The following is a 12,802-nucleotide window of genomic DNA, read 5'->3' on the forward strand; positions in this document are numbered from 1 at the left end:
GGTGGGAGCGGGCTTGCCCCGCGATAGCATTCTGTCAGCTACCTCACATCGCGGGGCAAGCCCGCTCCCACAGAAAACAAAAGGCAAAAAAAACGCCTGCCGGTGAGGGCAGGCGTTTTTCCTTACAGCCTTTGAATCAGTACGACAGACCGAAGTGCTCTTCGTTCATGTCCATCAGGTTGTTGGCGCCCGACAGCATGGTTGCGACATGCGTGCGGGTACGCGGCAGGATGCGCTGGAAGTAGAAACGCGCGGTCTGCAGCTTGGCGGTGTAGAAGGCTTCTTCAGTGGTGCCGGCAGCCAGCTTCTCGGCAGCCAGGCGCGCCATGTCGGCCCAGAAGTAGGCAAGGCAGGCGTAACCGGAGTACATCAGGTAGTCCACCGAAGCGGCGCCGACTTCTTCGCGGTCTTTCATTGCAGCCATACCGACCTTCATGGTCAGCTCGCCCCACTCTTTGTTCAGCTGGGCCAGCGGTGCGACGAACTCGCTGATCGCCTCGTTGCCTTCGTTGCCCTGGCAGAACTTGTGCACGATCTTGGTGAAGCCCTTGAGCGCTTCGCCCTGGGTCATCAGTACTTTACGGCCGAGCAGGTCCAGCGCCTGGATGCCGGTGGTGCCTTCGTACAGCATCGAGATGCGGCTGTCGCGAACGTTCTGCTCCATGCCCCACTCGGCGATGAAGCCGTGGCCGCCGTAGATCTGTACGCCGTGGTTGGCTGCTTCGAAGCCGACTTCAGTCATGAACGCCTTGGCGATCGGCGTCATGAAGGCCAGCAGTGCGTCGGCTTTCTTCTTCTCTTCTTCGTCCTGGCTGTACTTGACGATGTCCACCTGCTTGGCGGTGAAGTAGACCATGGCGCGGTTGCCTTCGGCGAACGCCTTCATGGTCAGCAGCATGCGACGTACGTCCGGGTGGACGATGATCGGGTCAGCGGCTTTGTCCGGCGCTTTCGGGCCAGTCAGCGAGCGCATTTGCAGGCGGTCGCGAGCGTATTTCAGGCCGCCCTGGAACGCCACTTCAGCGTGGGCCAGGCCTTGCAGCGCGGTACCCAGGCGAGCAGTGTTCATGAAGGTGAACATGCAGTTCAGGCCTTTGTTGGCCGGGCCGATCAGGTAGCCGGTAGCGGCGTCGAAGTTCATCACGCAGGTGGCGTTGCCGTGGATGCCCATCTTGTGTTCGATCGAGCCACAGGAAACGGCGTTGCGCTCACCGACAGTGCCTTCGGCGGTCGGCAGGAACTTCGGCACGATGAACAGCGAAATGCCTTTGGTGCCAGCAGGAGCATCGGGCAGGCGGGCCAGGACGATGTGGACGATGTTGTCGGCCATGTCGTGCTCACCGGCCGAGATGAAGATCTTGGTGCCGGTAACTTTGTAGGAACCATCAGCCTGAGGTTCGGCCTTGGTGCGCAGCATGCCCAGGTCGGTACCGCAGTGTGGCTCGGTCAGGCACATGGTGCCGGTCCATTCGCCGGATACCAGCTTGGTCAGGTAGGTCTCCTGCTGCTCGGCGGTGCCGTGCTCGGAGATGGTGTTCATCGCGCCGTGGGACAGGCCAGGGTACATGCCCCACGACCAGTTCGACTCGCCAACCATTTCGCTGACCGCCAGGCCCAGCGACTCAGGCAGGCCCTGACCGCCGTGCTCGACGTCATGGGCCAGGCTCGGCCAGCCACCTTCGACGAACTGCTTGTAGGCTTCCTTGAAGCCGGATGGGGTTTTTACGCCCGACTCGCTCCAGGTGCAGCCTTCAAGGTCACCGACACGGTTCAGCGGGGCCAGTACCTGTTCACAAAACTTGGCGCCTTCCTCGAGGATGGCGTCAACCATGTCCGGGGTGGCGTCCTGGCAAGCCGGCAGGCTCTGATAATGCGCTTCGTAGCCGAGCAGCTCGTCACGAACGAAGCGAATATCACGCAAGGGGGCTTTGTAATCAGGCATAGCGATGAACCTCTGCTGATGAATCCTGGATAGGGAGACCGCGATATACCGACCAGCTCTAGGCGGCTTTCGGTCAAACAGTTGTTTGAAACATACGTTTACGCCGAAAACTTGTCAAGCATCAAGCAGAGGGCAGTTCGGCCATGCCAGACTGCGCGATTGCCCTGGCAAAATACCCCGCAAACGCGCAGCCGAGCGCCGGCCTGCAAGGCCAAGGCGCTGATACATAAAGACTAGTTGAAGGCGCGCAGAGGGCGAGCCGCAGGGGGTCAGGCGTAGGTATCGATCAGGGTGCCGAGCATTTCGTCCGATGCTTTGGCCACTTTGACACCAAGTTCGACCTGATGCTTGCCCAGCGCCATCTCGACGCTGCTGGTGGCCAGGTCCATCTGCTGGCTGCGATCGACCGCACGCAGGCGCTCGGCCTGATAGTCGCTGGACTGGCTGGTGGCGGCACGCTCGACGGTGGTGTTGGCGATCTGGCTGGCGGCCTGATCGACGCGGTTCTGCCCGGCCTGAATGGCGCCGAGCCCTGCGTAGTAGACTGAGTTGCCCGAGATTTCCATGTCGAAACTCCATGACGCTGAAGGCGAACAGCCTCTATTGAAGCAGACTTGCCAACAAAAGGCCCGTTGAAAACACTAATGGCACTGTGCCTTACGATAGACGAGCGTCAGTCCAGCAGGTCCAGTTGCAAGTGCGCGGCCACCGCTTCAGCGCTGACCTGCTTGAGCTTCGGCACCCGCCCGAGGCACGGCGCCGGTAAACGTTCGGCGAGGCTGGCGAGGTTTTCCTCCAGGCGCGAGGTGCGCGGGTCGACAATGTTGGCCACCCAGCCAGCCAGTTGCAGGCCATCGCGGGCAATGGCTTCAGCCGTCAGCAAGGCGTGGTTGATGCAGCCCAGACGTACGCCGACCACAAGGATCACCGGCAGCTTCAGGGCCACGGCCAGGTCCGACAGATTGGCCTGGTCGGACAACGGCACGCGCCAGCCGCCAGCACCTTCGATCAGGGTGAAATCAGCGCCTTGGGCCAGCACCTCGCGCATCGGCGTCAACAAGGCCTGCACGCTCAGGGCGATACCGGCCTCACGCGCCGCCAGGTGCGGGGCAATGGCCGGCGCGAAGGCGAACGGGTTGACCTGGTCGTAGGGCAGCTTGAGCGAACTTTCGGCGATCAGCGCCATGGCATCGGCGTTGCGCAGGCCCTGGCTGCTGGCCTCGCAACCGGACGCCACCGGCTTGGCACCGAGGGTGCTCAGGCCGGCCAGGTGCGCGGCGTGCAGCAGGCCGGCGGCGATGGTGGTCTTGCCGACGTCGGTGTCGGTCCCTGCAATGAAATAGGCCGGGTTCATCTCAATCCCCTTCTACCGGCGGCTTTTGCAGTACACCGTAGACCACCTGGTAGGTCGCCGGTAGTCCTTGCGGCTGGCGGAAGCGCTCATAGGCCTGCAATAGCCCCTGCATGCGCGCGCGTCCGGTCAGGCCTGCCGGACGGCCGGGGTTGAGGTTGTGGGCGCCGAGGGCCTTGAGTTCGTGGGTCAGGCTGCGTACATCCGGGTAGTGCAACACATGGGGCCGGGCCTGCAGGCTCAGCACCTGCAGCTCACTTTCGCCGCACAGGCGCTGATAGTCCTCAAGGCGCCGGAAGCGATTGACGTGCACCAGGCCATCGACCGCCTGCCAGCTTTCGCGCAGTTCATGCAGGGTGCCGACGCAGAGGCTGGCGAACGCCAGTACTCCACCCGGTTGCAGCACGCGCCGGGCCTCGCTGAGCACGGCACGAAAATCGCCGCACCATTGCACCGCCAGGCTGGTGAAAATCAACTCGACACTGGCGTCGCGCAGCGGCAAGCGCTCGGCATCGCCAGCTACATAATGATGCGCCCCGCCCTGCTCGCGGGCGTGCTCGAGCATGCCTTCGGCGATGTCCACGGCGATACCGGCGGCTTGGGGAAAACGGCTGTTCAGGGCGCGACTGAAGTAGCCGGTGCCACTGCCCAGGTCCAGCCAGCGTTGCGGTTCAAGTGCACCCGGCAACTGCTCAAGCAGCGCAGTACCTACCGCGCGCTGCAGTTCGGCGACGCTGTCGTAGCTGGCGGCGGCGCGGGAGAACGACGCAGCAACCTGGCGTTTATCGGGCAAGGCGCCGGGCAGGCCCGGCAGGGAAAGATCAGTCATCGCCACTCTCATGTACAAAGGCCTTGATTGCTGCCGCCAACTCATGAGGTGTTTCCATCACAAAACCATGAGCACTGTCTTCCAGCAGCCCGACTTCCACGTCGGGCAGAATCTCCAGCAACTCGCCGGCGACCTCCGCCGGCACCAGCTCGTCACGCCCGGCAAACAGGTGCAACTGCGGGCCGCCATAAGCTTGCACAGCCTTCCGGGTATCGAGCTGGCCGAGCACCTGCAACCCCGCCACCAGTTCCTCGGGGGCCGGCGCGGGCATGCAGGCGCTGAGCAACCGGGCCAGGCTGCGCGGCTCTTGCGCGCCCTGGCTGCACAGCGAAACAAAGCGCTTGAGGGTGACCTGGGTGTGATAACGGCAGCCTTCGAGGAAGGTCTGGAAGGTATCCACCGCCATACCGTGCGGCCAGCCTGGGCGCGAGACAAAACTGAGGTTGCTGCCCAGGGTGATCAAGCCATGGCAGTCATCGCCTCGGCGAGCAGCGAGCTCTGCGGCGAGCATGCCGCCCAGCGACCAGCCACCCAGCCAGGCATGGCGTGGCAGTTGCCGGTCGAGCTTGTCGAGCCAGTCTTCGGGGTTGCTCGACACTTGGCTGGGCAAGGCCTGGATCTCGACCCGCAAACCGGGGTCGATGGCCCGTAGGGTCGCCACCAGCGGTTGCAAGGCGGAGCTGCCCAGGCCCCAGCCCGGCAACAGGATCAGATGATTACGCATCAGCAAGCTCCAGCAGCGGATAACAGTCAGCCAATGCATTCAACAATAGCTGCACCTGCGCCGCGCTGTGCGCCGCACTCAGGGTCACGCGCAGCCGCGCACTGCCGGTAGGCACCGTGGGTGGGCGGATCGCGGTCACCAGCAAGCCGCGCTCGCGCAGCAGCTGCGACAGGCGCAAAGCGCGCGCGCTGTCGCCGATCAGGATCGGCTGGATTGGCGTGAAGCTGTCCATCAACTGCAGGCCAATCTGCTCGGCGCCGCGGCGAAACTGCTGGATCAACGCCGCCAGGTGCTCACGTCGCCAGTGTTCGCTGCGCAGCAGTTCCAGGCTGCGCAGGGTGGCGCAGGCCAGCGCCGGTGGCTGGCTGGTGGTATAGATGTAGGGCCGGGCGAACTGGATCAGGCATTCGATCAGCTCTTCGCTACCCGCCACGAAAGCACCCGAGGTACCGCAAGCCTTGCCGAGCGTGCCGATCAGCACCGGCACCTGCGCCAGTGTCAGGCCGAAATGCTCGACGATGCCGCCGCCGTTACGTCCCAAGGTACCCAGGCCATGGGCGTCGTCGACCATCAGCCAGGCGTCGCGGGCATTGGCCGCTGCAGCCAGGGCGGGTAGATCGGCCAGGTCGCCGTCCATGCTGAACACCCCGTCAGTCACCACCAGGGTGTTGCCGACGGCCTTGTCCAGGCGGCTGGCCAGGCTCTGGGCATCGTTGTGCAGGTAGCGGTTGAAGCGCGCGCCGCTGAGCAGCCCGGCATCGAGCAGCGAGGCGTGATTGAGGCGGTCTTGCAGCACCGTATCGCCCTGCCCGACCAACGCGGTCAGAGCACCGAGGTTGGCCATGTAGCCGGTAGTAAACAGCAGTGCCCGCGGCCGCCCGGTAAGTTCGGCCAGGGCTTCTTCGACCGCGTGATGCGGACTGCTGTGGCCGATCACCAGGTGCGAAGCGCCGCCGCCGACACCCCAGCGCTCGGCACCGGCGCGCCAGGCGGCGATCACTTCCGGGTGATTGGCCAGGCCCAGGTAGTCATTGCTGCAGAACGCCAGCAACGGCTGGCCGTCGACCACCACTTCAGGGCCCTGCGGGCTTTGCAGCAGCGGGCGCTGACGGTACAGGTCAGCCGCGCGGCGTTGCTCGAGCCGCGCGCGAAGATCAAAAGCCATGCGCGCCTCAGGCCGAGGCAGCGTTGTAGAACAGCTCGCTGCTCTTGTGCTCGACCAAGGCCTGCTCGATGGCCGCCTGGTGAACTTCGTCGGCGTGTTCTTCACCGGCTTCGGGTTGGATGCCCAGGCGCGCGAACAGTTGCATGTCCTTGTCGGCTTGCGGGTTGGCGGTGGTCAGCAGTTTCTCGCCGTAGAAGATCGAGTTGGCACCGGCAAAGAAGGCCAGGGCCTGCATCTGCTCGTTCATCGCTTCGCGGCCGGCGGACAGCCGCACGTGGGATTTGGGCATGAGGATGCGGGCCACGGCGAGCATGCGGATGAAATCGAACGGGTCAACGTCTTCGGCGTTTTCCAGCGGAGTACCGGCGACCTTTACCAACATGTTGATCGGGACCGACTCCGGGTGCTCCGGCAGGTTGGCCAGCTGGATCAGCAACCCGGCGCGGTCGTCCAGCGACTCGCCCATGCCGAGGATGCCACCCGAACAGATTTTCATCCCGGCGTCGCGCACATAGGCCAGGGTCTGCAGGCGATCGCTGTAGGTGCGGGTGGTGATGATGCTGGCGTAAAACTCCGGCGAGGTGTCGAGGTTGTGGTTGTAGTAGTCCAGCCCGGCCTCGGCCAGCGCCTGGGTTTGCTCAAGGTCGAGCTTGCCGAGGGTCATGCAGGTTTCCAGGCCCATGGCCTTGACCCCTTTGACCATCTGCAGCACGTAAGGCATGTCCTTGGCCGACGGATGCTTCCAGGCCGCGCCCATGCAGAAGCGGGTCGAACCAATGGCTTTGGCGCGGGCGGCCTCTTCGAGGACCTTCTGCACTTCCATCAGCTTCTGTTTTTCCAGCCCGGTGTTGTAGTGGCCGGACTGCGGACAATATTTGCAATCTTCCGGGCAGGCGCCGGTCTTGATCGACAACAGGGTCGAGACCTGCACGCGGTTGGCGTCGAAATGCGCGCGGTGCACGGTTTGCGCCTGGAACAGCAAGTCATTGAACGGCTGCTGGAACAGGGCTTTGACCTCGGCCAGGGACCAGTCGTGACGTGTTGTTGCAGTTGTGCTGGCGCTCATCGGCGGTTCCTTGTTTAGGCTTGTACAAGCGCCGGCACAGGAAACCCCGCCAGCGCATCACGGATAGCTCGCATAGTTAAGGAAGGCTGATGCACTGTCAACCACAAGTCAAAAACAAGGTTTACAACTGGCTATTTAATAACCACACCTGTCTGCTCTGCAATGAAGCGGCCGAGCAGCCCTACCCTTTGTGTGTCGCCTGCGAAAGCGAACTGCCCTGGCTCGATGAGCATTGCCAGGTCTGTGCCCTGCCGCTGCCCATGCACGGTCTGGTTTGCGGCCAGTGCAGCCGGCGCCCGCCGGCTTTCTATCGGGTCGAGGCGCCCTGGCACTACGGCTTTCCGGTCGATGCGCTGGTCACCCGCTTCAAGCACAACAGCCAGTGGCCGCTGGGCCGCCTGCTGGCGCAACTGCTCGGGCGCTGGTTGATCCATCGCTTTGAAGAAGGGCTGCCGCGCCCGGCCTTGTTGCTGCCGGTGCCGTTGGCAAAGCGGCGTTTGCGCCAACGTGGCTACAACCAGGCGGGCATGCTCGGTCACTGGCTGGCGCAGCAACTGAGCATAAGCTGCAGCGAACAGGTGCTTATCCGCACCCTCGATACCCCGGCCCAGCAAGGTCTCAAGGCGCAGGCGCGCAAACGCAACCTGCGCCAGGCCTTCGCCATCCACGACAGCAAGCTGATTGCCGGGCGTCATGTGGCACTGGTGGATGACGTGCTGACCACTGGCGCTACTGCCCAGGCCTTGGCCAGCCTGCTGCTCAAGGCGGGCGCCCGGCGGGTCGATGTCTACTGCCTGGCACGCACCGCCAAGCCCGGCAGCGCTTGACTTGCACGCGGGGTGCGGGCACTTTCGGGCTGTTTCCTTTCAGGTGCCCGTTACCGCTTATGTCTCTGCCTGCCCTGCTCACCCAGCACATCGTCCGCCGTCCGCAGCGTATTGCCTTGCTGCAACACATTGCCGAACAAGGCTCGATCACCCGTGCGGCGAAAAGCGCCGGCATGAGTTACAAGGCCGCCTGGGATGCCATCGACGAGCTCAACAACCTGGCGGCCAGCCCGCTGGTCGAGCGCAGTGTCGGCGGCCGTGGCGGCGGTGGGGCCAAACTGTCCACCGAAGGCCAACGGGTGCTGCGCCTGTACCAGCGTTTGCAGGCGCTGCAGGCGCAGATCCTCGAAGCCGCCGAAGACGCCAGCGATCTCGACCTGCTCGGCCGCCTGATGCTGCGCACCAGCGCGCGCAACCAACTGCACGGGCGTATCAGTTCGATCGAGACCCAGGGCCGCTATGACCGCATCAGCCTGACCCTGGCGGGTGATCTGCGCATCGACGCCGAGATCACCCACGACAGCACCGCTCGCCTGGAACTGAGCCCCGGTACCGCCGTCGTCGCCCTGATCAAGGCCGGCTGGCTGGAGTTGCTCGGCCTCGATGAACAACCTGCGCAGGGCTACAACTGCTTGCCGGTCAAGGTCGATGCCTTGCTTGACGACGCCGAGGGCCCCACCGAAGTGCGCCTGGCCCTGGCCAGCGGGCAAACCCTGTGTGCCTTTGCCGAAGCTCACTGGCTGAAGGATCACCGGGTCGTTGTAGGTAGCGACCTGCAGGTGCAGTTCCAGCCTTCCTACGTGCTTCTCGGAACGCCGCTGTAAAACTGCCACAAAACCGTCATGCGCCCTGACTAAGGTGACTGCCAAACCCGCAGGAAGCCTGTCATGCACCTATTAGAAGAACACCAGCCAACCGACCTCGAACAGCTCACCCGTCTCAGCCGCCGGCGCTTTATCGGTGCCGGGGCCCTGTGCGGCGCAGCGTTGTTTCTCGGTGGCAATCTGCTCAGCCGCAGCGTTCTGGCCGCCAGCGTCAGCGCCGGCAACAGCAGCCTGCTGGGCTTTGCCAGCATTCCCGCCGCCAGCGCCGACAGCATCAGCCTGCCGCCAGGCTACAAGGCCCGGGTGCTGATCAGCTGGGGCCAGCCGCTGCACGCCAACGCGCCAGCCTTTGACCCTTCCGGCAATGGCAGTGCCCAGGCCCAGGAACTGCAGTTCGGTGACCACAACGACGGCATGAGCCTGTTCCCCTTCCCCGGCGACGACAACCGCGCGCTGATGGCGATCAACAACGAGTACACCAACTACCGCTACCTGTTCAGCCACGGTGGCAAACCGGCCTCTGCCGAAGAGGTGCACAAGGCCCAGGCCGCTGAAGGGGTGTCGGTAATCGAAGTGCGACGCGCCGACGGCCAGTGGCAATTCATCCAGGATTCGCCCTACAACCGACGCATCCATGGCAACACGCCCATCAGCCTCAGCGGCCCCGCCGCCGGCGATGCCCTGCTCAGAACCGCGGCCGACAACAGCGGGCGCAAGGTGCTGGGTACCTTCCAGAACTGCGCCAACGGCAAAACCCCGTGGGGCACCTACCTGACCTGCGAAGAGAACTTCACCGACTGTTTCGGCAGCAGCGATCCGGCCCAGGCCTTCGATACCGCGCAGAAGCGTTATGGCGCTTCGGTCAGCGGCAAGGACGTCGACTGGCACCCGCACGACCCGCGCTTTGACCTGGCGAAAAACCCCAACGAACTCAACCGCCATGGCTGGGTGGTCGAGATCGACCCGTTCGATCCGCAATCAACACCGGTCAAGCGCACCGCCCTGGGCCGCTTCAAGCACGAAAATGCCGCCCTCGCCGAGACCGCCGACGGCCGCGCCGTGGTGTACATGGGCGACGACGAGCGAGGCGAGTTCATCTACAAGTTCATCAGCCGCGAGCGCATCGACCACAAGAACGCCAGCGCCAACCGCAACCTGCTGGACCACGGCACCTTGTATGTGGCGCGCTTCGACGATGGCGACCGTACCCCTGACCATCCGCGCGGCAAAGGCCAATGGCTGGAGCTGACCCACGGCAAGCACGGCCTCAACGCCGCCAACGGTTTTGCCAGCCAGGCCCAGGTGTTGATCCATGCACGCCTGGCCGCCAGTCACCTGCAGGCCACGCGCATGGACCGCCCGGAGTGGATCGTGGTCAGCCCCAAGGACGGCCAGGTCTATTGCACCCTGACCAATAACGTCAAACGCGGTGAAGACGGCCAGCCGGTCGGCGGCCCCAACCCGCGCGAGAAGAATGTCTACGGGCAGATCCTGCGCTGGCGCGAAAGCGCCGATGACCATGGCGCCATGAGCTTCGACTGGGACCTGTTCGTGGTGGCCGGCAATCCATCCGTGCATGCCGGTGATGCCAAGGCAGGTTCCGCCAACATCACCCCGCAAAACATGTTCAATAGCCCCGATGGCCTGGGCTTCGATGCCGATGGCCGCTTGTGGATACTGACTGACGGCGACTACAGCAACAGCGGTGACTTCGCCGGCATGGGCAACAACCAGATGCTCTGTGCAGATCCTGCCAGTGGCGAGATCCGCCGCTTCATGGTCGGCCCGGTGGCCTGCGAAGTGACCGGCATCGCCTTTGCCCCGGACCAGCGCACGCTGTTCGTCGGTATCCAGCATCCGGGCGAAACCGGCGGTTCGACCTTCCCCGAGCACCTGCCCAATGGCAAGCCGCGCTCGTCGGTGATGGCAATCAGCAGGGAGGATGGTGGGATCGTTGGCGCCCATCTGTAGGAGCGGCGGTGCGACAACTCAACTTGACCCGCGATGACGCCAGTGCAGACGGCACATCAGTTGGTGTCTGCATCGCGGGGCAAGCCCGCTCCCACACGAGCCGGCGATGTGCGATACCATGCAGGAACCTTGCGGCCACCTGCCGCATAGCAGGAGCGAGCATGTCCCACCCCTTTGAAACACTCACCCCCGACCTGGTCCTGGACGCCGTGGAAAGCATTGGCTTTCTCAGCGACGCCCGGGTGCTGGCACTCAACAGCTACGAGAACCGGGTCTACCAGGTGGGCATCGAAGGGGCCGAACCGCTGATCGCCAAGTTCTACCGCCCAGACCGCTGGAGCGACGCGGCGATCCTCGAAGAACACAGCTTTACCGCGGAACTCGCCGAATGCGAAGTGCCGGTGGTGGCGCCACTGGTGCACAACGGCGAGACCCTGTTCGAGCACAGCGGCTTTCGCTTCACCCTGTTCCCGCGCCGCGGCGGCCGCGCGCCGGAGCCAGGCAACCTCGACCAGCTGTATCGCCTCGGGCAATTGCTCGGCCGCCTGCACGGGGTCGGCGCCACCCGCCCGTTCGAGCACCGCGAAGCGCTGGCGGTGGATAACTTCGGCCACGCCTCGCTGAACACCCTGCTCGAAGGCAACTTCATCCCTAAAAGCCTGCTGCCGGCTTTCGAATCGGTAGCCCGCGACCTGCTCAAGCGCGTCGAAGCGATCTACGCCAGCACCCCGCACCAGGTCATCCGCCTGCACGGCGACTGCCACCCGGGCAACATGATGTGCCGCGACGAAGTGTTCCACATCGTCGATCTCGACGACTGCCGCACCGGCCCGGCCGTGCAGGACCTGTGGATGATGCTTGCCGGCGAACGCCACGAGCGTCTTGGCCAACTCGCCGAGCTGATGGATGGCTACAACGAGTTCCACGATTTCGACCCGCGCGAGCTGGCGCTGATCGAGCCTCTGCGCGCCCTGCGCCTGTTGCATTACAGTGCCTGGCTGGCCCGGCGCTGGGACGATCCGGCGTTCCCGCGCAGCTTCCCCTGGTTCGGCCAGGAGCGCTACTGGGGCGACCAGATCCTCGCCCTGCGCGAACAAATGGCGGCGCTGGATGAAGAACCGCTGAAATTGTTCTGAAGCGCATGCGAGTCTGTCTACAATAGCCCCCTGCTTTTAGATAGCTGCCTAAGCAAGGAATCTGCATGCACGCCGCCAACCCGCGCCGCGGGTACATCCTGGGCCTGAGCGCCTACATCATCTGGGGTTTGTTCCCGCTTTACTTCAAAGCGCTGCAAAGCGTCCCCGCAGTAGAAATCATCGTCCACCGGGTGCTCTGGTCGGCGCTGTTCGGCTCGTTGCTGCTGCTGGTCTGGAAACATCCGGGCTGGTTGCGCGAACTGCGCGAAAACCCCAAGCGCCTGGCGATCCTGGCCCTGAGCGGCTCGCTGATCGCCGGCAACTGGCTGACTTACGTGTGGTCGGTAAACAATGGCCGCATGCTTGAAGCCAGCCTGGGCTACTACATCAACCCGCTGGTCAACGTGCTGCTGGGCATGCTTTTACTCGGTGAACGCCTGCGCCGTTTGCAGTGGGTCGCAGTAGGGCTGGCCGCGCTTGGGGTAGCGCAACAAGTTTGGCAGGTCGGTAGCCTGCCCTGGGTATCCCTGGTACTGGCGCTGAGCTTTGGTTTCTATGGCTTGATCCGCAAACAGGCGCCGGTCGCCGCCTTGCCCGGGCTGGTGGTGGAAACCTGGATGCTGGTGCCGCTGGCCATCGGCTGGATGCTGCTCAACCCCATGGCTCACAGCGCCCAGGCCAGTTTCTATACCAGTAGCGAAGCCTTGTGGCTGATAGCCGCAGGTCCGGTCACCCTGGTGCCGCTGGTGTGCTTCAACGCCGCCGCCCGGCACCTGCCCTACACCACCCTGGGCTTCTTGCAGTACCTGGCGCCAACCCTGGTCCTGCTGCAGGCGGTGTGGCTGTTCGGCGAGCACCTGTCGAGCAGCACCTTGGTGGCCTTCATGTTCATCTGGGCGGGCCTGGCGCTGTACAGCGTCGACGCCTGGCTGAGCCTGCGCCGGCGCAGCTGATCAAAAAACACACA

Annotated in this window: 12 protein-coding genes; 5 read left to right on the forward strand and 7 right to left on the reverse strand. The window is 64.1% G+C overall.

Annotation, left to right across the window (positions count from 1 at the left end; translation table 11 throughout):
• Positions 1-136: 136 nt before the first annotated feature.
• The 7 genes from LOY22_RS24525 to bioB form a co-directional block, all read right to left on the reverse strand.
• Entirely contained in the window at positions 137-1,942 is a 1,806-nt protein-coding gene (locus LOY22_RS24525) for a phenylacyl-CoA dehydrogenase (RefSeq protein ID WP_010221411.1), read from the reverse strand.
• Between the two features lie 269 nt (positions 1,943-2,211).
• The gene (locus tag LOY22_RS24530; RefSeq protein ID WP_045199215.1) at positions 2,212-2,508 is read right to left on the reverse strand and encodes a hypothetical protein; all 297 of its coding nucleotides are present in this window, start codon (positions 2,506-2,508) and stop codon (positions 2,212-2,214) included.
• Positions 2,509-2,615: 107 nt separating this feature from the next.
• Positions 2,616-3,296 carry a dethiobiotin synthase gene (gene bioD / locus LOY22_RS24535; protein ID WP_258595152.1) on the reverse strand — a complete coding sequence of 227 codons (681 nt, stop codon included), beginning with the start codon at positions 3,294-3,296 and terminating at the stop codon, positions 2,616-2,618.
• Between the two features lies 1 nt (position 3,297).
• On the reverse strand, positions 3,298-4,122 hold the full coding sequence (gene bioC / locus LOY22_RS24540) for a malonyl-ACP O-methyltransferase BioC (protein ID WP_258595154.1): 825 nt from the start codon (positions 4,120-4,122) through the stop codon (positions 3,298-3,300).
• Entirely contained in the window at positions 4,115-4,846 is a 732-nt protein-coding gene (locus LOY22_RS24545) for an alpha/beta fold hydrolase (RefSeq protein WP_093378876.1), read from the reverse strand. The genes bioC and LOY22_RS24545 overlap by 8 nt, the downstream gene beginning before the upstream one ends.
• Positions 4,839-6,011, reverse strand: a complete 1,173-nt coding sequence (gene bioF / locus LOY22_RS24550) for an 8-amino-7-oxononanoate synthase (protein ID WP_258595157.1) — start codon at positions 6,009-6,011, stop codon at positions 4,839-4,841. The genes LOY22_RS24545 and bioF overlap by 8 nt, the downstream gene beginning before the upstream one ends.
• A gap of 7 nt (positions 6,012-6,018) precedes the next feature.
• The gene (gene bioB, locus LOY22_RS24555) at positions 6,019-7,077 is read right to left on the reverse strand and encodes a biotin synthase BioB (RefSeq protein WP_045199206.1); all 1,059 of its coding nucleotides are present in this window, start codon (positions 7,075-7,077) and stop codon (positions 6,019-6,021) included.
• An 89-nt stretch (positions 7,078-7,166) separates the two neighbouring features.
• On the opposite strand from bioB, the gene LOY22_RS24560 reads away from it, so the two are divergent.
• The 5 genes from LOY22_RS24560 to rarD all read left to right on the forward strand — a co-directional run bounded on the left by LOY22_RS24560 (position 7,167) and on the right by rarD (position 12,788).
• Positions 7,167-7,904: a ComF family protein gene (locus tag LOY22_RS24560; protein ID WP_258595159.1), complete on the forward strand. Its 738-nt coding sequence runs from the start codon at positions 7,167-7,169 to the stop codon at positions 7,902-7,904.
• 59 nt (positions 7,905-7,963) lie between these two features.
• Entirely contained in the window at positions 7,964-8,728 is a 765-nt protein-coding gene (locus LOY22_RS24565; RefSeq protein WP_195885170.1) for a TOBE domain-containing protein, read from the forward strand.
• A gap of 63 nt (positions 8,729-8,791) precedes the next feature.
• A complete protein-coding gene (locus LOY22_RS24570) occupies positions 8,792-10,699 on the forward strand; it encodes a PhoX family phosphatase (RefSeq protein WP_258595161.1) in 1,908 nt (635 codons plus the stop codon).
• Positions 10,700-10,860: 161 nt separating this feature from the next.
• Entirely contained in the window at positions 10,861-11,835 is a 975-nt protein-coding gene (locus tag LOY22_RS24575; protein ID WP_093378854.1) for a serine/threonine protein kinase, read from the forward strand.
• A 65-nt stretch (positions 11,836-11,900) separates the two neighbouring features.
• Positions 11,901-12,788, forward strand: a complete 888-nt coding sequence (rarD, locus tag LOY22_RS24580; protein ID WP_045199195.1) for an EamA family transporter RarD — start codon at positions 11,901-11,903, stop codon at positions 12,786-12,788.
• Positions 12,789-12,802: the final 14 nt, after the last annotated feature.

The organism is Pseudomonas sp. B21-035 (genome assembly GCF_024748945.1).
In the GTDB taxonomy this organism is placed as follows: Bacteria; Pseudomonadota; Gammaproteobacteria; order Pseudomonadales; family Pseudomonadaceae; genus Aquipseudomonas.